The sequence below is a fragment of the Pseudomonas fluorescens genome (genome assembly GCF_001307275.1).
In the GTDB taxonomy this organism is placed as follows: domain Bacteria; phylum Pseudomonadota; class Gammaproteobacteria; order Pseudomonadales; family Pseudomonadaceae; genus Aquipseudomonas; species Aquipseudomonas fluorescens_AA.
The window spans coordinates 6,895,124-6,918,607 of record NZ_CP012831.1 but is presented as its reverse complement, the minus strand read 5'-3'; the positions used below and the strand labels follow the sequence as shown (position 1 = coordinate 6,918,607).

The window sequence follows — 23,484 nt, the reverse complement described above, 5'->3', positions numbered from 1 at the left end:
CAGTGACTTAACGTCCGCCCATTCTTTCGAGCGACTGGCTTTTGCGCGGCAAATCGCTGGTACGCTTGTCCGAGGCTTTGCGAATCGCATTGCACAAGGCCCGGACGATGGGTACGTAGCTCAGCTGGCTGGGCTGGCAGGCCTGGAGCGCACCCGTTGGGTTGATCAAATGTACCGCGATGTGCCCTGGCAGCCATGAGACGAGTGGCCAGCGGGGCCGTTGGGCGATCGTCGGGCACAGATCCGCCGCCGTCACACCAAATTCAGCAGATGCCACGAATGCGACTCCCATCAGGCACGCGCCTTCAAGCTGGGCGCGTAGGCGACCGGGGTTTTCTACCGCGCCCAGGTCAGCGACAAACACCGTGTCATGCACAATCAAGCGGCCCTCGTCGCTCAGCTCGACATCGAGTACCGCGGCCATGCAAGTCTGCGCATCGCAGTGTGCGGCGATGCCCTGGGTTCGGCGACCGCCTGAAGGCTTGCCCCAATGGCTTCTCGTGGCCGCTTCGGTGATGACGCTACGCATTCGCCGGGCATCGAAACCTGAGCGTTGCGCGGCGCCGTCGGCCCGTGTTGATACCGAATCGATCAGGGAAAGCAGGTAGTCTTGTTGATCGAGCCTGCATGCAGGGTCCTGTGCGGCCATGAATCGCTGTTCGGCGCGCAGGCGAAGCAACAGGTCCTTACGGTCCAGGATACCGTCTGGCGATGGCCAGATGAATTGATCAAGCGCGCTGTCGTGCCCGTCAGGGTGGTTCATTTGCGTTTCTCCTTCCGCCTGATGACAAGAGCTCCAGCAAAAAGCAACCAAGGGTGCGGAATCTCTGGTTAAGCCAGGTTCCTGCGGGAGCCGGCAGGCTCGCTCCCGCAGGTTCATGCTGGCGCCGCAGGAGCAATCCTGGCGTTACTTTAGGCGGCGCGATCTGACGTCAAGGTGACGGGAGGCTGACAGGAACATGTCAGGCGATAAAGGGGGCCGGGCAGGTGATGCATACAGTTGAATCTGACCTTCTTCTTGTCGCCGGCTTGCATCACCCACCCACGTTCAAGCCACGATCTGCGCTGCTGCGCGAGCCCAAGGGCTCGCTGTCCTTGCTGGCATCGAAGGAGACAAGCTGCTAACGGTGTCGAGCCGATGAATCTGCTCGGCTGACAGTTCAACCGACAGGGCTGCGAGGTTGTCGGCCAACTGCTCGACCGAGCGCGGGCCGATGATGGGCAACGACCCGTGCGTGCCGGACCAGGCGATGGCGATCTGACCGGGGCTGACGCCCAGTTCGTTGGCGATGGCGATAACCGTGTCGAGGACCTGTGTACGCTGCTCGCTGTTCTCTGCCTGGAACACCTTGCCACCGAGGCCCTCGGCGCGTCCTTTCTCGCCCTTGCGGTACTTACCGGTCAGCATGCCTCCGCCGAGTGGCGACCAAGTGACGATACCCAATCCCAACGCATGCGAAGCCGGGAACAGATCAGCCTCGGGCTCGCGGTGGACCAAACTATGCTCGAATTGCGCCGCAGCGATCGGCACCGAGTGGGTGAGTTCGGCGAGGGTGACTGCGCGCGATAACCGCCAAGCAGGGAAATTGGAGAGGCCGGCATAAAGAATCTTGCCCGCGCGGGCGAGATCCTCGAACCCACGGACGATTTCTTCGGTGGGCGTGACATCATCCGGCCAATGCGCCCAGTAGAGATCGATGCGATCGGTTCCGAGTCGCTTCAGGCTTGCCTCTACCGAGGCCACCATGGCTTTACGACTATTGCCGGTGACGAGGCGATCAGCATTGGGCTGTGCGCCTCGGGTGTACTTGGTCGCCAGGACGAAACTCTCGCGTCGGCCCTTCAGAAGGGTCCCGAGCAGCTCCTCGGATTGTCCGAACTGGTAGATATCCGCCCCATCGATGAAGTTGCCGCCGGCCTCCGCGTACGCATTAAAGATTGCCGTGCTGACATCGGGATCCGCGCCGTAACCCCAGCCTGTGCCAAAGTTGCCTGTCCCGAGCACGACCTGGGACACACTCAGTCCTGTTTTGCCGAAGGATGCATATTTCATGTTTTCACCATTGATCAAGTCGGGAAGATATTGTCAGACAGTGTCGGCGCAAAGGCCTGGGCGTCGCGTGTTTTGCGGGTAACGGGTGGGCCAGGATCGGTCTCAGCCTTGGCCATGAGAGGTCCCCTGTGTGGCTGCGGGATGATCGAAGATCAGGCAGGTGGTTGTCGCGTGCGCGTACAGTTTGCCGTCGGGGCCAATGATCCGGCCCTCGGCCGTCGCCACTGTACGCCCCGCATGGATGACCTTGCCCTCGGCACGCACCAACGGGACCTGGTCGTTCAGGGGGCGCACCATGTTGACCTTCAGCTCCAGCGTGGTATAGCCCTTGCCTGCGGGCAAGGTCGAGTGCACGGCGCAACCTACTGCCGAGTCGAGCAGCGTAGCGAACCATCCGCCGTGGACGGTGCCCAGTGGGTTGTAGTGCCTGCGCTGTGGGCGACCTTGAAAGACGGCAATGCCGGGCTCCATGTGAATCGGCACGAAATCGAGCGTGTCGCCGATGGGTGGGGGAGGCAGTTCTCCAGCAAAGATCGCTTCGAACACTTCCATGCCTGTTCGACCGGCGATCTGATCCTGCGGCGCGGTATCGGCGACCAGCAAGCGCGCACGAATCGATTTTTCCTCCGCGTTCCAGTGAGCAACGACCTGATCGACTTCCATCGGCATTTCCTTCTCTTCAGATAATTGCATATGCAAATATTGCAGGTACAATATACCCCATGAAAAATACTATCAAGCCACAGGGCTGCACCAATCTGAAGCTCCGCCAGCTCAATCGCATGGTGACGCGTCATTACGACCGCTACGTCGCCGAGTCCGGCCTCAAGAACACGCAGTACGCACTGTTGTCGCATGTTGTCAGGCTGGGGCCTATTCGGCCGAGTGACCTGGCCAGGCAAATGCAGATGGATAATTCGACCTTGACTCGAAACATGCAGTCCCTGACCACTCAGGGGTGGCTGGAGATTGGTGCAGGAGGCGATGCCCGCAGTCGCCTTGTCGAAGCGACCGAGGCAGGACGCGTAAAGCAAGCCGAAGGCCAGCGGGCCTGGAAGGAGGCACAGCGCGCGCTCAATGGTCTACTCGGCGTGGAGCGCGTGGCTGTATTGCACGAATTGCTCGACGCATGCATTGCGAGCCTTGACGACGATCTTGATGAATCCCCATCAGAATGACTCGCCAGCCGCTTCGCAACGGATAACGTGAGTGTGTTTGACGGATATCCCATCTCGAGTGTCAGGACCCAATCAGACCGAGTTCAAACCCTCATGAATTTCTTGATTCTCTCGCCGCACTGATCAGCTCGGATCATCCCAGGCGCCGCATCCAGTTTGACCAGGCCGTCCTCCATGAAAACCACCCTGTCGGAAATTGACATGGCGAAGTCCATTTCATGGGTCACGATCAACATGGTCATGCCTTCTTTTGCCAGGTCGCTGATCACCTTGAGCACATCGCCGACCAGTTCCGGGTCAAGGGCTGAAGTAGGCTCATCGAACAGCATGATGTGGGGATCCATTGCCAATGCGCGGGCGATTGCCACGCGTTGTTGCTGACCGCCTGACAACTGATGCGGATACTTTTGCGCGTGGGCCAGCAGCCCGACCTTGTCCAGCAGGGCGTAGGCGCGCTGCTCGCTGATGGACTTGTCGCGGCCGTGATAGCGCGGCGCGAGGGTGACGTTGTCGAGAATGGTGCGATGAGGAAACAGGTTGAAGCTCTGGAACACCATGCCGATACGCTGTATCCCGTGGCGTACTTGTTGCGTGTTGGGGTTGTCACCGGCGTGGATATAACTTTCTCCGAATAGAATGATCTCGCCCTGGTCGATGCTTTCCAAGGCGTTGACGGTCCGAATCAGCGAAGTTTTTCCCGACCCCGACGGACCGATGATGGAAATCACCTGACCCACGTTGACATCAAGGTTGATGCCCTTGAGTACGGCGTGCTGGCCGTAGCGCTTGTGAATGTTGACCAGTTGCAGGGCGGGTGCCGAGCCAGGCCCCGGCGCTGTAAGAGCGTCTGCCGGAGAGGGAGCCGCCGGTGACGCACGTAGACGCCGCAGGCTGATGTCATCCAGCGTTTGTGGTTTGCGGTTGTTGAGCTCCAGGTGTTGCTCCAGCCAATGAAACAGCCAGCCGAGCACGGTCACGATCAGCACGTAATACACCGCCACGGCCGACAGGGTTTCCATGACCAGGAAGTTTTGCGCGTAAAGGCGTTGGCCCACGGTCAACAGCTCGGTCAAGGAAATCACCGAGACCAGGGAGGTCAGTTTCACCACGGTGATGTATTCGTTGATCAGTGTCGGCAGGGAAATGCGGAACGCCTGTGGGATCACGATCAGGCGCTGCAGACCGATCAGGCCGATGCCCAGTGCACGGCCGGCTTCTTTCTGGCCTTTGGCAACGGATATCAAGCCGCCACGATGAATTTCCGCCATGTACGCCGCCTCGGTGACCACCAGTGCCAGCAGGCCGGAATAGAACGGGTTGGACAGTACGCCACGGGTGACCGGGAACATCTGCGGCAGGTTATAGACGAACACCACCAGTACCAGCAGCGGTACGCTGCGAAAGAACCAGATATAAACCGACGCCGGCACGCTGATCCAACGCGTGGCCGAAAGCTTGGCCGAGGCCAGCAGGAAGCCCAGCAGCATGCCGATGAACCAGGCCAGCGTGCTGAGTTCCACCACCGTAATGCAGGCTTTCCAGAAGTCCGAGACCGAAAACAGAGAAAAAAAGTAGGGCCATTCAAATTGCATGTGTACCTCCAACTGCTGGCGTCGACGGAGGCTTCACCTATGCCGGGCAGTCAAGCGAACGCCGCCGACTGTGGGAGCGGCCTCGCTCCCACAGGGCTGCACTGAGTCAGTTAGTCGGTTCTTCCAGGTTGTATTTCTTCAACAGGGCGGCGTATTCACCCGACGCTTTCGTCGCGTCAAAGGCCTTGAGCAGCGCCTGATAGAGCGCGTCGTTGTCCTTTTTGACGTAGATACCCAGTGTCTGTTGATAGATCGAGTGCTCGGTGCTGATCACAACCCGGCCTTTGGTGCGTTCTGCGATCATGCCGGCGGCGCCGTCGATCTCCACCTGAGCCTGCACGTTGCCGGAGAGCAGCGCCTGGGTCACTTCAGGTGCGGACGGGAATTCGCTGACCATGATCGCGCCCTTGTTGTTCGGGGTGCAGTAATCGGTCGAGAGTTTGTTGAATTGCGTCACCCAAGTGGTGCCTTTTTCCAGGCCGACTTTCAGGCCGCAGAGGTCTTCCGGTACTTTCGGTTTCAGCGGGCTGTCCTTGAGCACCATGATCGCTGCGCCAGTCTTGGCGTATGCGATGGTTTGTGCTTGGGTCTGCCGTTCGGGCGTGATGTACATGCCCGAGATGATCGCGTCATAGTGACCGGCGTTCAGGCTCAGCAGCAGGTTGGAAAATTTGGTGTCAACGAAGTCAGCCTTGAGGTCCAGATGTTTGGCGAGCAATCGCGCCAGTTCGGGGTCGGAGCCGACGACATTTTTTTGTTCGTCGTATGATTCGAAGGGCGGATAGGTGATTTCCATGCCGACCTTGAGGGCGCCGGGTGTCACCGTCGTGGCTGCGTGGGCTCCTGCCGCACCGAGGATCGCGAAGGCCAGCAGGGACAAGCGGACAGCGATATTCATTGGATTGCGCATCATCGGTGACTCCACGTCGAAAAAGTAGGGTTGGGCTGGTTTTGAAACAGGGTTGTTTTGGAACGGGTCGGGGGCATCAGGACGCTTCCTGCGTCTGGTTCTTCAAGTGACCGAAGCTCGATGGCTTGCGTGCGCGCTCATACAGCTTGAGTTCGCCCCGTTCGACTTTGCGGCGCAGGTATTGATAGGTTTGCAGCGCTTGGCCAAACATGTGCTCGCCGATGGTGATTTCCTCGTAATCCTTACCGCCTTCAAGAAACTGCGGCAGCGGCTTGATTTGCGTATGGAAGTCGCACGCATAGAAGAGTGGGAACGAGTAGCGCTCTTCGCTGACGGTTCGCACTCGGTGAGCCGTCGCGACGAATGTGCCTGCGGTCATGACCTCCAGCATGTCGCCGATGTTGACCACAAACGTACCGTCCATGGGTGGCGCATCAATCCATTGCCCCAGATCGTTCATCACCTCGAGGCCTGGCTTGTCGGCAAGCAAAATGGTGAAGCATTCGTAGTCGGTATGCGCACCAATGCCGGGCGCGTCTTGAGCCGCCAGGTCAAACGGGTAATGAATCAGGCGCAGCTTCGACGGTGGGCGAGTCACCATTGCCTCGAAATAGTCCTCCTCCAGGCCCAAAGCGAGGGCGAAGCCCTTGAACAAGCGCCGACCTAATGCAAACACCGCGGCGTAGTAAGCCTCGACGGCGGGACGGAAACCCGGCAAGTCTGGCCATTCGTTGGCCCCGATCAATGGCGTGCCGGCAATGACCAGCGGATCGTCTTCGCTCACTTCGAAACCGATATCGAAAGCCTCCTTGTGATCCGGTTTGCCTTTGGCATAGACCTCTTCACCTTCGGGCACAAAACCCTTGTGGCTGCGTGAAGTACCGATGTAATGCTGCATTTTGTACTCAAGCGATTGGGCAAACAGGTCCTTCGCCGCTTGACGCAAACCGTCAATCAGTGACGACTCGATGCCGTGGTTCTTGATGTACAGGAAACCGACTGCGCGGGCGGCGTTACCCAGTTCTTCGGCCACTGCCTGGCGCTGGGTGATGTCGCCGCTGTACAGCCCGGCGATGTCCACCACCGGAATGCGATTGAAGTTGGCGGTGGTTGGTGTTTTATCAGGCATGAGGCAGCACTCCTTATCGGGTTGAGGTGCAGGCGAAACGCCGAAAATGCTCGCGCTCGGTGTTGGCCATCCACACGTTCAGCGACCACAGATCAGCCACCGGCACGTTGGTGAAGGGCAGGTGATGCAGATAGCCGTCGGCGCCGAACTCCGGTGTCAGCGTGCTGACCTGGTACCCGCGTTTTTCCTGGGATCGCCAGATGGCCTCCCAATGTTGCTGATGGAAGGCCAGCGCTTGGCTGTACTCGGGGGCGGCGGGGTGGGGAACTTGCGGTCCCTGGTCATAGCCGACTCGGGCCTGGATATGGTGAACACGTTCGACGAAGGCACTGAGGTCGTCTTCCGGATCGTTGAGCAGGCGCTCACAGGTGACGACCCAATGACTGATGTCGCTGGTGAAGCGCAGGTCGGGCAGTTGACGAATCAACTCGAGGGTGACCCAGGGGTTGAATAACGAGCGCGCGCGATGGGTCTCAAAGGCGCACACCAGGCCATGCTTGCGCGCGAGGTCCATCGCGCGGCCAAAGAAGTCGACTTGTTGTGCCAGTGGCCAGCGGTCGTTGCCAGCCAGCAGGTTGACAAAGCGCGGCGCCAACTCAGCCGCCCAACCGAGTTTCTTGTCGAGGTCCAGAAGGTGTTCGTCGACGGTTGCCGACTGTTCCGGCAGAACGTCGTAGGCGCTGAAGACGGTGCTGATATAGCTGACTTTGTTGATGCGTAGAAAGGCTGCGAACTCGGCACGTTCGCTGGCGGTCATGGGCAGGCGGGCTTCCATGCCATCGAACCCGGCTTCAAGCAACTCATCGAGCGCTTGTGCCTTGCTCGCGGTGTAGCCCCACAACGTTCGGAATATTTCCAGCTTCATCGATCTGCTCCAAAGGTTCCTTCGCATGATTGACACGGCGACGTTGCGGCGCTAACCGAAACGCACAACGAACGGCAGTGACAATCAGAAAAGGCAATCTTCGGGCCGCATCTCTATGGAAAGGCTCCTTTGTTGCCGTCAATAGTAGGGAGGGGCGGCTGGCGGGAAGAATAGGGAAGCGCAAAAAGATAGTTCAGAGATTTCTAAACTATTGATCACTGGCCGCGGCCCTGATCGTCAGTCATCGATCCGGTGCTCCGGACCTGGCGCGTTGATCACACCGCCGAGCCGTCTTGCAGCAAAGATGCCGCTCCATGAATCACTTTCGCACCACCGCCACCCGGCGCCCGCTCATGAAACACAGCAGCCCACCCACCGCGGTCAAGGCGCTCAAGACGTAGAACATCGTCGGTGCCGGGGTTTGTATCAGCAGGTACCCGCAGATCACCGGGCTCAGGGCGCCGCCGAGGGCGGCCAGGTTTTGGGCGCCGTAGTAGCTGCCGCGCAGTTCTTCCGGGGCCAGGGTATCGACGAAGAGAAATTCGGCCGGGTAGATGATCATTTCACCGAGCGTGAAAATGAACATCGCCACGCACCAACTCAGCATATCGTCTGCCAGGCTGAAACCGATCAGGCCAAGCATGAACAGGCTGGTGCCCGCAGCGATCCAGTAGCGCAGCTTCTCGCGATCGAGGAACCGACCGATCTGGTATTGCAGCAGGATCACAGTGATGGCGTTGCAGGCGAGCAGGGCGGCCATGATCTCCAGTGCACGCTTGGCGTCGTGGGTGACCAGCAGGTATTGCGACAGATACAGCGTGAAGCGTCCGTGCACCACGGTGCTGAGCAGGCAGCCGCAGGTGAACATGATCAGGGTGCGGTCGTTTTTCAGGGTCTTCAGGGTCTTGAGAAAACTGGGCGGTGGGCCAATGGCCGCTGTCGGCGTTCCATCGCTGGGGATGCCCATCATCAGAAAGATGCTGGAGAACGCGATGCCTGCGGCGATCAGGAATGGCGCGATCGGGTAGACCCCCGCAATCACCACGCCGAGCATGGGGCCGGTGGCGTAGCCGATGTTGGTCAGGGTGTAGCGCAGGGAAAACGCTTTGGCGCGCTGGCCGATGGGCAGGTTTTCGCTGAGGATCGCCTTGGAACCGATCAGAAACAGGGCCGACGCGGTCTCGGTGATCACCACGGTCAGGGTGGTCAGGTAGAGGTTTTCGGCAAAGGTCAGCAGGACGAAACCCACGGCGCTGGAGAGCATCGCCAGGATCAGCAACCGGCGCTTTTCCAGGCGATCGATGATGTAGCCGCCGTACAGGGCCAGCAGGGTGGCGATGAACACCGCGATGCCCAGCAGTAAGCCGACATCTTGTTGATTGAGGCCCAGCTTGTTGCTCAGGAACAGCGTGAGCAACGGGCTGGTGATGGCACGGCTGACCACGATGGTCAGCGAAGCGATCATCAAGCGTCGAATAACGAGGGAGTAAGTGGCCACGGGGGGCAAATGTCCTTATTCAGATTGTTGGCGTACACCGCGATGACGCCCGAGCCGTCAATACCCTGATCAACCCAGCCACCGTTCCAGCGTACGTATCGACTCCAGGTCTTCCATGCGTCGCAATTGCTTCAGTAGTTCCGCAGCCCGTTCCTGCGGCATGACCCGCGTCGTCAAACTGAAGAACTTCTCATCCAGGGCCTCATCGGCAAGTGGATTGCCCGGCGCTCCCAAGGGCACTTCTACGCACAGGCTTGCCTGCCGGCCGTCCACGGTCCGCAGGGTCACCACAGGTTCGCCATCCTCATCCAGTCGCGGGTCCACTTCAAGATGGATGCGCGACATGCACTGAATCACCAGCGGATCGTTGCGTTGCCGATCGTCATACGCGTGCAGTCGGCAATGCCCATGCACCAACCGCGCGGCGAGGGCATACGGCAGGCTCATTTGCGCGGCGGCGAGGTGGGTGACATCCCGGCCGCCACACATGCCGTGGAGAAAACCGCTCAGCCCGACGTGCAGGTTTTCGACCTGGTCGACGGAGACCTTCAACTGCTCCAATAGCTGGCCGAGGGCATCGATGGCCGAATGGGTGCCGCGACAGGAGGCATAGGGTTTGATTGAGCAGCGGGCGAGCTTCCAGTTCACGCCGAGCTCCGCATCCAGCGCTTCGGGCCTCGAAGTCGCTGGGGCGAGGGTGTTCAGGAAGCCACCCCAGACGTCATCGAATAATTGCATCGGCCCGCTGATGCCTTGTTGGGTGAACCGCGCAGCCAACAGCCCCCCTTCTGCGGCGCGCCCGCTGTGCAGTTTCTTGCTGTGCGAGCCGTCGTGAATGAAGGCCCACAGGCCACCGCTGAAGCTGCCGGCAATGCCCAGTGCCGCCAGGGTTTGCCGGGTATCCAGGCCTAGGATGCGCGCGCTGGCGGCGGCTGCGCCGAACACTCCACAGGTCGCGGTGGAGTGCCAGCCGGCGCCATTGTGGGCGCTATAGCCGCCGCAGGCTTCGAGCACTCGACGACCAACCTCATAGCCGATCACGACGGCGCTGATGAATTCACGACCACTCACGGGCCGTGCGCGCAGCGAAACCGCCGCCATCGCCGCTGGCAGCACGACGGCCCCGGAGTGATCGCAACCACCGGTGTCGTCCAGCTCCAGCGCATGGGCGGCGATGCCGTTCAGCATCGCTGCCGGGCCCGCGCAGACCTGCAGATCGGTTCCCCAAACCGGTACCTCGCCCGCTTCACCGGCGAACACCTTGTGTGCTTGTTTGGCGATATCGCTCGCGGCGCCGGCCAACGTTGCGCCGAACGTATCGAGAATGTGCCGCTTGGCTTGGGCTACCAACCCAGGCGATAGATCTTCAAACCGCAGATCGACACAGAATTGCGCCAGCCGTTGCAAACGTTCGCTCATCAGACGTAATCCCGATAATGGCGCTCGTACACCGATGCGGGATGATCCTCAGCCGCCGGCGCCGCGTTGTTTGCCCACCATTGCGCGACCTCGGCGCCGGTGGCGATCCACACGTCATCGTGCTGTTGAATGCCCTCGATCAGCTCGCGCAACACGCCTATCCGTCCCGGCGTGGCGATGATTTCCGGGTGCAGGCGAAGCACGTAGCACAGGCCGAATCGGTGAAACCCGGCGAAATCCATTTGCAGATTGCCCAGGGTGTGGCTGTAGGAGGCGATCCGTGATTGTGCCGGTGGCACCGCCGGGCTCAAGTTGAAGGCGAAGTAAGGCTCGTCTTCCAGCTCATAATGCAGCGGCACTTCAATGACGCCGGGCGCAGTCGGGTGAGCGAATGGCAAGTCGTCGCCGCGCCATGACGAGGACCAGCGGATGCCTTGGTCCTTCAATGCGCCGATCAAGCCCGGTGCACCATTGCCCGCCGGGATTCGAAAGCCGACCGGGCGCTTGCCGGTCAACCTGGCCAGGGTCTCGCAGCCTTTGGCGACATCGTCGATCTGGGCGATCAGGTCTAGCGCGTCGTAATCTTGATGACGGTAGCCGGCGCAGGCGATCTCATGACCGTCGCCCTGGATCGCCTGGATGAGCCCCGGGTTTTCCTCGGCAACGATGCCGGGGACGAACCAACTGCTGCAGACCCCGAGTTCCTTGAACAGGCCGAGCAAGCGTGCCACGCCGCGTTGGGTGCCGTAGCGCCATACCGACAAGGTTTTGTCACGCCCGGCAACTTCCGGGGCTTGCGTGAGGATGCCGTGGATGTCGTTGTAATCGACGGTCAGTACCACAGCGCAGCGATAGCCTTCCGGCCAGATGGGGGAATCAGCCATGGCGGTGCTCCTTCAACCAGAAGTGGGCGACGTCGCGGCAGGTGGCGAACCACACGTCATCGCGCCGACGCATGTGCTCGAAAAGCTGTTCCAGCAGCAGGATGCGCCCCGGTTTACCAATGATCTTTGGGTGGAAGAGCGTGGTCAGGCACAACCCTTCGTCCATCGCGCCGTCATATTCGCGGCACCAGTTGTCCAGGGTCAGCGCGTAACTGGCCGTACGGTCCAATCCGGAAGGAAAGTTCGGCGCGCGGGTATAGGCGAGGGACGCGTAATCGTCCATTTCCCATCGGCCTGGGATTTCCACCAGCGGCGTATCGAAACCCGGTACGTCCACCAGGTACGGTCGGTCGTCGCCGCGCATGCTGCTGGAATAGGTCACGCCGGCTTCCACCAGCATGGCCGGGGTTTCGGCGCGCCAGTCGCCGGACGGCGTGCGAAAGCCTTCTGCGCGGATGTGCAGGTGTTTCCAGAACACCTCGCGAGAGATCTGCATCACCTCTTTTTGCCGATCCAGTGTCAGGGCATAAAAGGATTCGTGTTTGTAGCCGTGATAAGCCACTTCATGCCCGCGCTCGACAATCGCCTGGCATTGTCTCGGCCAGTTCTCCACGACCCAGGCGGGGACGAAGAATGTCGTCGGGATCCGGAACTCGTCGAGCAGATCGAGCAGGCGTGGCAGTGCCCGGTAAGGGCCATAGCCGCCGAACCCGAAGTACTCGGGTTTGCGCCAGATCGAGCCGTTGAGCATGGCATCACCGGTCGGGCCATCGAGGTCGAAGGCAAGGGCCAGGCAAGCCTTGTGCGGCGCGGGCCAGGTGGGTGAGGAGGGCATCGGTAGTGCTCCATCTTTATTCGTAGACACCAGACCCTTTTGTGGAAGCGGGCTTGCTCGCGATGGCGTCGAGTCTGGCAACATTGACGTTGAACCATTCGCAAACAAGCCCGTTGCCACATCGGAATCAGATGGCCTGTGGGATCACTTTCCGGCGTTGATGGTCACGGTTTTGATCGCGCCCAGTTCAAGGTCCCATTTCTTCAGGATCGCCTGGTAGCTGCCGTCATCGATCATGCTTTGCAGCGCGACCTTCACCGCTTCACTGAGCTCAGGTTTCTTCTTGCTCACGCCCATGCCGGTGTACTGCTCGGAGATCGGCAGGCCCACGGTCTTGTACATGTCCTTTTCCTGGGTCTTGAGGTAAGGCAGGGTTTCGCTGCCCTGCATGGCTGCATCGATGCGGCTCTGGCGCAGTTGCGCCCGGGCATCGGCCGAGCCTTCGGTGCCGACCACGTTGATCGCCGGCTTGCCGGCGGCCTCACAGTTGGCCTTGCTCCACTCGGCGATTTCCGCCGGAAAGGTGGTGCGGCGGCTGGTGCCGACTTTCTTGCCGCACAGGTCGAGGATCTCGTTGGTGTCCTTGTTTTTCTGCAAGGTGTAGAACTGTGGACCGCTGGTGAAGTAGTCGATGAAGGTTACGCTGGCCTGACGTTCGACGGTGTCGGTCATGCCCGACAGCACCATGTCCACGCGGTCGGTGGTCAGGGCGTTGATCATTTGCTCGAAGCCGGTTTCCTGCCATTTGATCTTCACACCCAGGCGCTCGGCCAGGGCATTGCCCAGGTCATAGTCAAAGCCGGTGAGGGTGTTGGTGGCCGGGTCCTTGAAATCCATCGGCGGGTAGTTCGGCATGATCGCCACGACGATTTCGCCCTTGGCCTTGATGCTGGCCGGCAATTCGGCCGCGAAGGTGAAGCCGGATGCCATGACGCCTGCGAGTACTGCGGGGATAAAAAAGTTCTTCATGGTCGTTCTCTTATGAGTGTTGTGAGCGTCAACGGACGCTTAGGTTCGAACGGCAGAAATGAAGCTTTGGGTGCGAGGGTTTTGCGGACTTATTAGTATTTCTTCGGGGCTTCCAGCCTCCACGATCTGCCCGCCGTCCATGAACACCATGCGATTGGAAACTTCGCGAGCGAAGCCCAGTTCATGGGTGACGACGATCATGGTCATGCCGGTCTGCGCAAGATCGCGCATCACCGACAGCACCTCACCGACCAGTTCCGGGTCGAGTGCCGAAGTGGGTTCATCGAACAGCATCAGCTTGGGGCGCATGGCCAATGCACGAGCGATGGCCACGCGTTGCTGCTGGCCGCCGGAAAGCTCGATCGGGTAGCTGTTGCGCTTGTCCGCCAGGCCGACACGGGCGAGCAACTCCAGGGCCTCTTCATTCGCCTCTTTGGGGGAGCGCTTGAGCACCTGGCACGGCCCTTCGATGATGTTCTGCAACACGGTCATGTGTGGGAACAGGTTGAACCGTTGAAACACCATGCCGGTGGACAGCCGCTGGCGGGCGATCTGGGTTTCGTTGAGTTCGTGCAGCTTGTTGCCGACGATCCGGTAGCCCACCAGTTCGCCGTCGACCCACAGGCCGCCCTTGTCGATTTTTTCCAACTGGTTGACGCAGCGCAGCAAGGTGCTTTTTCCCGAGCCGGACGGGCCGATGATGCACAGCACTTCGCCTTGCTCGACTTCGATGTTGATGTCCTTGAGCGCGTGGAACTGGTCGTAGTATTTATTCAGGCTCACGGCCTTGACGATGCTTCTCATGTGGAACTCCTCAAGAGCGCTTGCCGGCGCCGCGGGCGAAACGACGCTCCAGGCGACTCTGACCAAAGGACAGGACGGTGACGGTGGCCAGGTACCAGATGCCGGCGACGATCAGCAGCTCCATCACGCGGGCGTTGGCGTAGTAGATGTTCTGGGCGTTGTAGAGCAATTCCGAGTATTGGATGACGCTCGCCAGCGAGGTCATCTTCACCATGCCGATGAACTCGTTGCCTACCGGCGGAATAATGATCCGCATGGCCTGGGGCAGGATGATCCGGCGCAGCGCCTGCAGGCGTGGCATGCCGATCGATTTGGCAGCCTCGTATTGCCCGGTGTCCACCGAGAGCAGGCCGGCGCGCACCACTTCGGCGGTGTAGGCGCCCTGGTTGATGCTCAAGCCCAGCAAGGCCGCCGCGAACGGGGTCATCAGGCTCACGGTGTCCATTTCGAACAGGCCGGGAATGCCGATGGTGGGGAAGATCAGCGCCAGGTTGAACCACAGGAGCAGTTGCAGGATCAGCGGCGTGCCGCGAAACAGCCAGGTATAGGTCACGGCCACATAGCGCAGGATCGGGTTGGCCGACATGCGCATGATCGCGGTGATCACGCCGAACACGATGCCCAGCGCCATGGCCAATACGGCCATGACGATGGTGTTGAGCAAGCCCCACATGATCGCTTCGGAGGTCAGGAACTGGCCGATGTACGACCATTCGATCTTGCCTTCGGCGAAGGCACGCACCAGGCCAACAAGGGCGATGACGATCAGCGTGGCGAAGAAGATCCGCCCGTAGTAGCGCCGGGGCACATGATCGTACTGGGTAATGTCAAACTGGTTTTCCGCCAGCTTGCGCTCCGCCTGGAGTCGTTCTGCCTGTGTCTGGCTCATGTTGTTTCTCCGTACTCGGTTTCGGCGCTATCGCTGTGGGAGCAAGCTCGCTCCCACAGTTCGGTGTGTTGCTCAGAGGCGAAAGCCCTGATAGTCCTCGGTCCATTGCTGCTGGGTGGCGAGGGCGGTTTTCAAGCGTCCGATCTGTTCGCGTACCTGTTGTGGTGCGGTCCCGCCCCAGCCATTGCGTGCAGCGATGGCGGCTTCTAGGGTCAGGCTTTCGCGTACCTCTGGGGTGAGGCGCGGATCGATTTCCGCCAGCAGAGCGGGGGAGGCCTCCCACAGTTCGATGTCGTGTTTCTCGCACGCCTGGACCAACGCACCGGTGATTTCGTGAGCTTCCTTGAACGGCACGCCGCGCACCGCCAGCCAATCGGCAACTTCGGTGGCGAGGGTGAAGCCCAGCGGTGCCTGGCGGCGCAATTCCTCGACATTGACTTTCATGGTCGCCACCATTCCCGCCATGGCGGGCAGCACCAGTAGCAGCGTGTCGACGCTGTCGAGCACACCGTTCTTGTCTTCGCTCAAGTCACGGTTGTAGGACAGTGGCAAGGATTTAAGCGTGGAGAGCAGGCCGGTCAGGTTGCCGATCAGGCGACCGGCCTTGCCTCGCGCCAGTTCGGCGATGTCCGGATTCTTCTTCTGCGGCATGATCGAGCTGCCGGTGGCGTAGGCATCGTCCAGTGCGACCCAGCGAAATTGCCGCGACGACCACAGACAGAACTCTTCGGCAAGGCGCGAGATATTGATGCCGAGCATGCTGGCGATGAACAGAAACTCGGCGACGTGATCGCGGCTGGCCACGGCGTCGATGGAGTTTTCGCAAACGCCGCTGTAGCCCATTTCCTTTGCCGATTGCTGAGGCAGGCGAGCGATCGCCGAGCCCGCCATGGCCGCCGCACCGAGTGGTGACAGCGACGTCCGTGCGTCCCAGTCCACCAACCGCTGTACGTCGCGTAGCATCGACTGGGCGTGGGCCAGCAGGTGGTGAGCGAACACGATCGGTTGCGCCTGCTGCAGATGGGTGAAGCCGGGGCAGATGCTTTCGATGTGTTGCTCGGCCTGTTCCACCAGCGCCTGCTGCAGGCCCAACACTTCAACGGCCACGGTGCGTACGTGGTCACGCAGGAACAGCCGCAGGTCATTGGCGGTCTGGTCATTGCGCGAACGGCCGGCACGCAGCTTGCCACCCAGGGCGCCAAGCCGTTCGGTCAGCAGGCGCTCGATGAACGTGTGGACGTCTTCATCATCCAGGGTCGGCGCGATGCTGCCGGCGCGATAGTCCGCGCCGATGCGTTCCAGGGCGTCGAGCATGGTCTGGGTTTCTTGTTCGGTCAGCAGTCCGGCGCGCTGCAATTCCCGGGCATGGGCCTTGGAGCCGGCGAGGTCGTACGGGGTGAGCCGGAAGTAGCGCTCAGGGCAACGGGACAGGGCCGCCAAGGCTTCGGAAGGGCCGCATTTGAAGCGAGCACCCCAGAGTCGGTCGGTGGTTTGAGACATTGTTGTTTTCCTCGTCGGTTACGCGAACTGAAACGGGTACTCCGGGCCACGGCGTCGCTACGAAATCAGCGAGCGAAGTCAGGCCAGAGCAGTTTTCAGGAGGGCAGTTGCATCGGTGAAAGAGCTGATCGAACTGTCAGCTTTTGATGTTTCGCGACCAGCGTTTTGGCGCTGATGTTCGGAATTTATTGTCGGTTGCCAAGCTTGGTTTTCTGTGTTCATTATTATTGGGCCAGCTTGTTTTTGTTGTTGGGCACAGGTTGTTGAATAGAGCGCCAGAGGTAAATAAGCATTATGGAAACCCCACTTTCCAATTCCGGAAACCCGCCGCCAAGACCCCCACAAAGGGCACCGTTGGCCCTCAGCGGGCTGGATTTCAAATTGCTCAAAGTGTTCAAGGCCGTGGTCGAGGCGGGAGGCTTTAGTGCCGCACAGAATGAGCTGAATGTGGGGCTGGCAGCCATCAGCAAACAGATTTCCGACTTGGAAATCCGTATCGGTATGCGCCTTTGCACGCGCGGGCGCGAGGGCTTTCATCTGACGGAAGAAGGGCGCCTGGTGTATCAGGCGTCGATAGACTTATTTGCCTCGGTCGACAACTTTCGTGATCGCCTTAGTTCCGCGCAAAACGAACTTGTTGGTGATCTTGGTGTGGGGGTTATTGATAATACTATTTCGGATGATAATTCCCCGTTAGTTGCTGCGCTCAGGCAAATGAATGAACAGTCGCCCAAGGTCCGATTTCAACTTCAGGCTTCGCAACTCGATGAAGTCGAAAGAGGTGTCGTCGAGGGGCGGTTGGTAGCGGGGATCGTACCGATTTATCAAAAACGCGAAGAGTTCGATTACTACGAACTCTATGAAGAACGTTCGCAGGTCTATTGCGCACTCGGCCACCCGCTGTTCTCCATGGCGGACGCGGACATGGGGGAACATGTGCTCAAGGAGTATGAGTGCGTCAACCATCGCTACGCGATTCATCGTGACAAACTGAAATTTGCGCACTACGACAGCTTCTCCGCCTCGGCCACCCAGGTGGAAGCCGTGGCGTTGCTGATCAAGACGGGGCGTTTCCTCGGGTTTCTGCCCCAGCATTACGCCGCATCGATGGTGGCGCGGGGAGAGTTGCGCGCAGTGCGTCCGGACCTGATCAACATCGTCACGCCATTCAGTCTGATACTGCGTCACAACACTGTGCGCAGCCCCTTGGTCAAGGCTTTTGCCCAGGCGCTGGGGGTGGATCTGAAGGCTCCGGTTTGATGTTTATGGGGTAGTCACTCACGAACCTTGGCGGCAGCCGGAGTGATAGGTAAGTTACACCATCAAACCGTTGGCGCTGTTTTCGTTCAAACACCGCGACCTGTTCCGGCGTGTTCCGTTGGAAGGGCGCCCAGTTGAACTAGCCTAGGGTTCAATCACCCCATCCAGTATGTGCAGTCCCACCCTCTAAGTGACGGTGGTAATAATTGGATTTGTGCAAGGGAAACGGTGGCTGTCCACTGGGGCAATCTGCTAAAGGGTTCGTATTGACGAGCGAATCGCCCGTGCACACTCGATCACCGCGGGCGCCAGCTTGCGCTCGGCTTCCTCCAGGCTCCAGCGACTCGTTGGCACCACCACATGCACGGCTGCGACCGGCAGGCCCTGGCTGCCAATGATCGGCGCGGCAATGGACATGTCGCCAAGGAACAACTCTTCCTTGTTCGTGGCGTAGCCCCTGCGCCGTGTGGCCTCGATCTGCTCGATGATGTCGTCGATCGCGGTCAGGGTGTACTGGGTATGACGTTTGCGCTCGCTGGCTTGCAGTGCGGCAACAAGCTCGTCGTCGGGCAGGGCGCTCAGGAAGGCCCGTCCGGAACCGGTGCAGTACATCGGGATCCGGCTGCCAATGGGCATGTGGATAGGGATGAATTTCGGCGCCACGAAGCGTGCCACGTACACCATGTCCAGCCCGTCGGGTTCGGTCAGGTTGGTCGTCTCCCCGGTAGCCTGTGCCAACTCGGCAAGGAACGGGTTGGCCACGTCCACCAGTGTGTCGGCGGCCAGGTAGTTGTAGCCGATCTCCATGACCTTCGGGGTCAACTGAAAGCGTTTGGTCTGCGGATGCTTGCGCACATAACCCAGCTCTTCGAGGGTATGAATCATGCGTTGCGCCGAGCTTTTGTTGATGTCTGCAGCTTGGGCGATATCCGCCAGGTTCATCGTGCGCCGGGCTGCGTTGAACGCCCGCAGCACCGCCAGGCCTTTTTCCAATGACTGATTGAACAGCGGATGAGGGTTATCGCTCATGGAAAATCCTTATATTCTGCGCTTTGAATATCGATATTCGATACTTATAAATCTCTTTACGATTTTTGTAAATCGCTTTACAGTCATTTTGAGCCTCCTGCCATCCATATGGGGCAACCCTTACCGGACTTAAGACAATAAAAGCGTCCAATGGGAGATACGCCATGCTTACTCGCTTTCGTGCACTCACGTTCGTTGTTGCCCTGACTGCTGGCATCACTTCAGCCAACGCCGCCGCCGAGCCCGTCTACAAGGTCGGCGCAACCGCAACGGGGATTCCCTTCACCTTTCTCGACGTCAAGAGCCAGAGTATCCAGGGCATGATGATCGACGCTGCGCAGGCAGTGGCCAAGGCTGGCGGCTTCGAGGTGGAGATCCAGCAGACCACCTTCGCTTCACTGATTCCGTCACTGACGTCAAACAAGATCGACCTGATTTCTGCCGCCATGCTCCGGACGCCGGCGCGGGAAAAGGTGGTGCAGTATTCCGATCCGGTCTTCACCTATGGCGAGGGTCTGATCGTCAAGGCCGACGACCCGACCGCGTACACCCGCATGGAGGATTTTGCCGGCGAAGTTGTCGGCGCCCAGGTCGGCACCGTGTTCATCGATGAGCTGAACAAGCGTGGTGTCTTCAAGGAAGTCCGTGGCTATGACTCGATCCCCGATCTGATGCGCGACCTGGCCCTCGGCCGTATCAAGGCGGGTTTCGCCGATCGCCCGATCGTCGCCTACCAATTGGCCCAGGGCACGCAGAACAAGGTGCACCTGGTGCAGAGCTATCAGCCGGTGGTGATGGGGGACGTTTGCCTGATCGTGCGCAAGGGCGACAACGCAACACTGGAGCAGGTCAACAAAGGCATCGCTGCGATCAAGGCTGATGGTTCCCTCGAACGGATCATCGAGAAGTGGAAACTCAACTGATGGTTTTGTCGACCGCCTGCGGTAGCGGGCGGGTCCACTCATTGTTCCGTGGGTAGCTTTTATGATTCTCCAGAATGCGTTGGACTTCCTCCCTATCTTGCTCAAAGGGGCGGTGGTCACTCTTCAAGTGACGGCCGGGTCGTTTGTACTCAGCTCGCTGATCGGCCTGCTCCTGGCCCTGATGATGGTCTCGAAAATACGTGCGGTCGCGTTGTTCGCCATCAGTGTGGTGAACATCATCCGGGGGCTGCCGATCATTGTGCAGCTGTTTTATATCTATTTCGTCCTGCCGGAATTCGGCATTCAACTGACTGCGATGCAGGCCGGCGTCATTGGCCTGGGAATCGCTTATTCGGCCTATCAGGCGGAGAACTTCCGGGCCGGTATCCAGGCGATCCAGCAAGGGCAGATCGAGGCGGCGGAATCCTTGGGTATGCGCGGTGCGATGGTGATGCGGCGAGTGGTGCTGCCCCAGGCATTTCGCATCGCCTTGCCGCCTTACGGCAACACCCTGGTCATGATGCTCAAGGACTCGTCGCTGGTCTCCACCATCACCGTGGCCGAGATGACTCGCGCGGGGCAACTGATCGCCTCTTCGACCTTCGAGAACATGACGGTCTACACCCTGGTGGCATTGCTCTACCTGGCGATGAGCCTGCCGCTGTCCTTTGCGTTGCGTCGTCTGGAAGCACGCTTCAGCACCCGGAGAACGTCATGATCGAGATCAAGGGTATTCACAAGCGTTACGGCAGCGTGCCGGTCCTCGAAGGCATCGATTTGCAGGTCAAGAGCGGTGAAGTAGTGTGCCTGATTGGCCCTTCGGGGTCGGGCAAGTCCACGTTGCTGCGCTGTATCAACGGCCTGGAAAGTTATGACCAGGGCGAGGTCCTGGTCGGCGATGAACGTGTCGACCGCAATGCCAGGAACATCCACGACATTCGCACTCGGGTGGCGATGGTCTTTCAGCGCTTCAATCTGTTCCCGCACCGCACGGCCCTGGAAAATGTCATGGAAGGGCCGATCTACGTAAAGAAGGAGAACCCTCAGGCGGCCCGCAAGAATGCCGAGGCGCTGATGGAAAAGGTCGGCTTGTCCCATCGGATGAATGCCTACCCGGACGAACTGTCCGGGGGGCAGCAGCAACGTGTCGCCATAGCCCGGGCGTTGGCGATGAACCCCCAGGCGATCCTCTTCGACGAACCGACCTCGGCCCTCGATCCGGAGTTGGTCGGTGAAGTGTTGGCGGTGATGCGCAATCTGGCCAATGAGGGCATGACCATGATCGTGGTGACCCACGAAATGGCCTTCGCTCGAGACGTCGCCGACAAGGTCTGTTTTCTTCATAGCGGCAAGATCGTCGAGTCAGGACCCGCCGGGGAAGTACTGAGTACGCCGACGCATCCTCGCACACAGGATTTTCTTCGCCGACTGCTCAACCACAGCGGGGAGGTGCCGGCATGAATGCACCTTTCGCCCCGCAACTGCCGGCCTCGCTGTGGGCCGCGACTGCCACACCGGCGGTGCAAACGCCGGCCTTGGCCGAAGACAAGCAAGTGGATGTGGCCATCGTGGGGGCTGGCTATACCGGTCTGGTGACGGCTTTACGATTGGCCGAAGCGGGTGTCAGCGTCTGTGTGCTGGATACCGGGGAGCCCGGCTGGGGGGCTTCGGGGCGCAACGGCGGGCAGGTGATCCCCGGGCTGAAGTTCGACCCGGATCAATTGCTCGCCAAGTTCGGCCCAGCCCGTGCCGAAGCGATGATCGAGGCGGCCGGGTCAGCCGCTGACGAAGTGTTTGCGCTGATTCGCCAGTACGGGATCGAGTGTGATGCCACTCAGAAAGGCTGGATTCAACCGGCCTGTTCAACGACCGCTATGAAGACCATCGAGCAGCGCGCCGCGCAATGGCAACGCCGGGGCGTCAAGGTGGAGCTGTTGGACCGGGCCGCGGTCAGCCAACGTATCGGTACCGAGAATTACCTGGGGGGGTGGGTCGATCCTCGGGCTGGCAGCTTGCATCCATTGAGTTACGCCCGTGGCCTGGCGAAGGCCGCAGTGGGGCAGGGCGCAATGATCCACGGCCACAGCCGCGTCACGGGGCTGCAGCGGCAGCGATCAGGCTGGCTGTTGTCCACTGCGCAAGGCTTCAAGGTCAGTGCGCAACGGGTGTTATTGGCCACCGATGGCTATACCGACGACCTGTGGCCCGGGTTGCGCCAGACCGTCGTCGCGGCCAACAGCTTCATCATTGCGACCCGTCCGCTCCCGCCGGCGATCCGCAAGACCATCCTGCCCGGTGGCGAGGTCTGTTCGGACTCACGCCGTTTGCTGCTGTACTTCAAGCTGGATGCCCAGGGGCGTTTGCTTCTGGGAGGGCGGGGGCCGTTTTCGGAGCCTTCCCGGCAGCGTGACTGGGCGCACCTGGAGCGTTCGCTGGGGGCGCTGTTTGCGCAAGTGGCGGAGGTGCCTGTCGAGTACCGCTGGAGTGGTCGGGTCGCCCTGACGCAAAGCTTTCTTCCCCATGTGCATGATCCGGCACCGGGGCTGTCAGTCTTGCTCGGCTACAACGGCCGCGGCATCGCCCTGTCCACGGCATTAGGCAAGCATCTGGCCGCGAAGCTCTCAGGGGCGACGCAGGACTTCCCGTTCCCGGTCATGCCACTGCGGCGAATTCCGTTTCATGCGTTGCAGCGGCTTTATCTTGCGGCCGGGATCAGCTATTACCGGGTATTGGATGCCTTGTTTTGAGTGCTTGTTGAAGAAGCCGCTGGCACCGGTTGGGCGTTGTCGGTGGAGTCGGGTATCTAGCGGCGCAGGTTGCCATATGGAAAGGTGCGCGTGTGATCGCGGGCGTGAATGGGGTGAGCTGGGGTTTGACGAGTACCTGGAGATCAAGTCGCTGTTCGGGTATGTGAGCGATTCCAAACCCCCGGCTCATTGCCGTAGCGTGGTATTGCGCAGATAACGTGCCGGTGAGGTGCCCAAGGTCTTGCGAAACATGGTGATGAACGAGCTGACTGACTCGTAGCCGAGCGCTTCAGCGGTTCTTTGCACCGACTGCCCTTCGGCCAGGCTTTGCAACGCGACGATGATCTGCCATTGCTTGCGCCATTGACCGAAGGTAAGCCCGGTTTCGCTTTTTATCAGGCGGGCCAGCGAGCGTTCGCTCATGGCTACGTGCCGTGCCCAACTGGCCATGGTGGCGCGGTTGGAAGGCTCTTGCGCCAGCGCCCGGGCGATTGTGCGAAGCTGGTTCGAGGCGGGCAAAGGCAGGTAAAGCTGTTCCGTGGGCGCCAGTTCGAGTTCTTCGAGCAGCACGTTGGCCAGCCGTGCAATGCGCGAATTGGCGGGGTAATCCTGGACCTGGTCGCTCAGGTGAAGGATGAGTTCCAGGATCAACGGCGATAGCGCCAGCGTACAGCAGCGATCGGGAAGCGACGCGGCGCCGGGCTCCACGAATAAAAAACAGACCTGCCCGTTGGCCGTGACGCGGTTGCTGTGGGCGACCCCTCCCGGAATCCAGACGCCGAACCCTGACGGGACCATCCACACGCCATCTTCCACCGTACACACAATGCCTCCGCAATAAGCCACGACCAGTTGCCCCTTGCGATGTTTGTGTTCGGCGGACTCACTGTCGTTGCGCTGGGTTTCCAGCATCAGTGCCACGGCAGGTTGCGACAGGTTGTCGTACTCGAATTGATCGACGTGGAAACGGTGGATTTCGGCCATGGCGTGTCGTCGGTGT

At 60.1% G+C, this 23,484-nt stretch carries 23 protein-coding genes; 6 read left to right on the top strand and 17 right to left on the bottom strand.

From position 1 onward, the window contains the following. Nucleotides 1-7: 7 nt before the first annotated feature. From AO356_RS29770 to AO356_RS29760, 3 genes are all read right to left on the bottom strand, one after another. Complete coding sequence (locus tag AO356_RS29770) at nucleotides 8-763, bottom strand: hypothetical protein (protein WP_060742913.1); 756 nt, start codon at nucleotides 761-763, stop codon at nucleotides 8-10. A gap of 285 nt (nucleotides 764-1,048) precedes the next feature. Further along, entirely contained in the window at nucleotides 1,049-2,053 is a 1,005-nt protein-coding gene (locus AO356_RS29765; protein WP_060742912.1) for an aldo/keto reductase, read from the bottom strand. Between the two features lie 102 nt (nucleotides 2,054-2,155). Further along, entirely contained in the window at nucleotides 2,156-2,716 is a 561-nt protein-coding gene (locus AO356_RS29760) for a PaaI family thioesterase (RefSeq protein ID WP_060742911.1), read from the bottom strand. Nucleotides 2,717-2,775: 59 nt separating this feature from the next. On the opposite strand from AO356_RS29760, the gene AO356_RS29755 reads away from it, so the two are divergent. Beyond that, entirely contained in the window at nucleotides 2,776-3,231 is a 456-nt protein-coding gene (locus AO356_RS29755) for a MarR family winged helix-turn-helix transcriptional regulator (protein WP_060742910.1), read from the top strand. Between the two features lie 83 nt (nucleotides 3,232-3,314). Here AO356_RS29755 and AO356_RS29750 read toward each other — a convergent pair whose 3' ends face one another. The 12 genes from AO356_RS29750 to argH all read right to left on the bottom strand — a co-directional run bounded on the left by AO356_RS29750 (nucleotide 3,315) and on the right by argH (nucleotide 16,525). After that, a complete protein-coding gene (locus AO356_RS29750; protein WP_060742909.1) occupies nucleotides 3,315-4,823 on the bottom strand; it encodes an amino acid ABC transporter permease/ATP-binding protein in 1,509 nt (502 codons plus the stop codon). A 106-nt stretch (nucleotides 4,824-4,929) separates the two neighbouring features. Continuing rightward, on the bottom strand, nucleotides 4,930-5,736 hold the full coding sequence (locus tag AO356_RS29745) for an ABC transporter substrate-binding protein (protein WP_404942914.1): 807 nt from the start codon (nucleotides 5,734-5,736) through the stop codon (nucleotides 4,930-4,932). A 73-nt stretch (nucleotides 5,737-5,809) separates the two neighbouring features. Further along, complete coding sequence (locus AO356_RS29740; RefSeq protein WP_060742908.1) at nucleotides 5,810-6,862, bottom strand: isopenicillin N synthase family dioxygenase; 1,053 nt, start codon at nucleotides 6,860-6,862, stop codon at nucleotides 5,810-5,812. 13 nt (nucleotides 6,863-6,875) lie between these two features. Continuing rightward, on the bottom strand, nucleotides 6,876-7,727 hold the full coding sequence (locus AO356_RS29735) for a sugar phosphate isomerase/epimerase family protein (protein ID WP_060742907.1): 852 nt from the start codon (nucleotides 7,725-7,727) through the stop codon (nucleotides 6,876-6,878). Between the two features lie 319 nt (nucleotides 7,728-8,046). After that, nucleotides 8,047-9,225, bottom strand: coding sequence for an MFS transporter (locus AO356_RS29730; protein ID WP_060742906.1), 1,179 nt, complete (start codon nucleotides 9,223-9,225; stop codon nucleotides 8,047-8,049). A gap of 69 nt (nucleotides 9,226-9,294) precedes the next feature. After that, the gene (locus AO356_RS29725) at nucleotides 9,295-10,644 is read right to left on the bottom strand and encodes an MmgE/PrpD family protein (RefSeq protein WP_060742905.1); all 1,350 of its coding nucleotides are present in this window, start codon (nucleotides 10,642-10,644) and stop codon (nucleotides 9,295-9,297) included. Then, nucleotides 10,644-11,528 (bottom strand): polysaccharide deacetylase family protein, encoded by an 885-nt coding sequence (locus AO356_RS29720; RefSeq protein ID WP_060742904.1) that lies wholly within the window; start codon nucleotides 11,526-11,528, stop codon nucleotides 10,644-10,646. The genes AO356_RS29725 and AO356_RS29720 overlap by 1 nt, the downstream gene beginning before the upstream one ends. Further along, nucleotides 11,521-12,363, bottom strand: coding sequence for a polysaccharide deacetylase family protein (locus AO356_RS29715; RefSeq protein ID WP_060742903.1), 843 nt, complete (start codon nucleotides 12,361-12,363; stop codon nucleotides 11,521-11,523). Before AO356_RS29715 ends, AO356_RS29720 begins: the two co-directional genes overlap by 8 nt. Nucleotides 12,364-12,507: 144 nt before the next feature. Continuing rightward, the gene (locus AO356_RS29710) at nucleotides 12,508-13,332 is read right to left on the bottom strand and encodes an ABC transporter substrate-binding protein (protein ID WP_060742902.1); all 825 of its coding nucleotides are present in this window, start codon (nucleotides 13,330-13,332) and stop codon (nucleotides 12,508-12,510) included. Between the two features lie 39 nt (nucleotides 13,333-13,371). Then, entirely contained in the window at nucleotides 13,372-14,136 is a 765-nt protein-coding gene (locus tag AO356_RS29705; RefSeq protein ID WP_008001408.1) for an amino acid ABC transporter ATP-binding protein, read from the bottom strand. A 10-nt stretch (nucleotides 14,137-14,146) separates the two neighbouring features. Next, on the bottom strand, nucleotides 14,147-15,025 hold the full coding sequence (locus AO356_RS29700) for an amino acid ABC transporter permease (protein WP_060742901.1): 879 nt from the start codon (nucleotides 15,023-15,025) through the stop codon (nucleotides 14,147-14,149). Nucleotides 15,026-15,097: 72 nt separating this feature from the next. Beyond that, a complete protein-coding gene (argH, locus tag AO356_RS29695) occupies nucleotides 15,098-16,525 on the bottom strand; it encodes an argininosuccinate lyase (protein WP_060742900.1) in 1,428 nt (475 codons plus the stop codon). 294 nt (nucleotides 16,526-16,819) lie between these two features. Here argH and AO356_RS29690 point away from each other — a divergent pair, with 294 nt between their 5' ends. Beyond that, on the top strand, nucleotides 16,820-17,785 hold the full coding sequence (locus tag AO356_RS29690; RefSeq protein ID WP_060742899.1) for a LysR family transcriptional regulator: 966 nt from the start codon (nucleotides 16,820-16,822) through the stop codon (nucleotides 17,783-17,785). Between the two features lie 252 nt (nucleotides 17,786-18,037). Here the strand turns inward: AO356_RS29690 and AO356_RS29685 are convergent, their stop codons facing one another. Further along, nucleotides 18,038-18,814: an IclR family transcriptional regulator gene (locus AO356_RS29685; protein WP_060742898.1), complete on the bottom strand. Its 777-nt coding sequence runs from the start codon at nucleotides 18,812-18,814 to the stop codon at nucleotides 18,038-18,040. Nucleotides 18,815-18,978: 164 nt separating this feature from the next. Here AO356_RS29685 and AO356_RS29680 point away from each other — a divergent pair, with 164 nt between their 5' ends. The 4 genes from AO356_RS29680 (at nucleotide 18,979) to AO356_RS29665 (ending at nucleotide 22,484) form a co-directional block, all read left to right on the top strand. Then, nucleotides 18,979-19,737 (top strand): ABC transporter substrate-binding protein, encoded by a 759-nt coding sequence (locus AO356_RS29680; protein ID WP_060742897.1) that lies wholly within the window; start codon nucleotides 18,979-18,981, stop codon nucleotides 19,735-19,737. Nucleotides 19,738-19,798: 61 nt separating this feature from the next. After that, nucleotides 19,799-20,455 carry an amino acid ABC transporter permease gene (locus AO356_RS29675; RefSeq protein WP_060742896.1) on the top strand — a complete coding sequence of 219 codons (657 nt, stop codon included), beginning with the start codon at nucleotides 19,799-19,801 and terminating at the stop codon, nucleotides 20,453-20,455. After that, nucleotides 20,452-21,198 carry an amino acid ABC transporter ATP-binding protein gene (locus AO356_RS29670; RefSeq protein ID WP_060742895.1) on the top strand — a complete coding sequence of 249 codons (747 nt, stop codon included), beginning with the start codon at nucleotides 20,452-20,454 and terminating at the stop codon, nucleotides 21,196-21,198. Before AO356_RS29675 ends, AO356_RS29670 begins: the two co-directional genes overlap by 4 nt. Next, complete coding sequence (locus AO356_RS29665) at nucleotides 21,195-22,484, top strand: NAD(P)/FAD-dependent oxidoreductase (RefSeq protein WP_060742894.1); 1,290 nt, start codon at nucleotides 21,195-21,197, stop codon at nucleotides 22,482-22,484. Before AO356_RS29670 ends, AO356_RS29665 begins: the two co-directional genes overlap by 4 nt. A gap of 186 nt (nucleotides 22,485-22,670) precedes the next feature. Here AO356_RS29665 and AO356_RS29660 read toward each other — a convergent pair whose 3' ends face one another. Beyond that, nucleotides 22,671-23,468, bottom strand: a complete 798-nt coding sequence (locus tag AO356_RS29660; RefSeq protein ID WP_060742893.1) for an AraC family transcriptional regulator — start codon at nucleotides 23,466-23,468, stop codon at nucleotides 22,671-22,673. Between the last annotated feature and the right edge of the window lie 16 nt (nucleotides 23,469-23,484).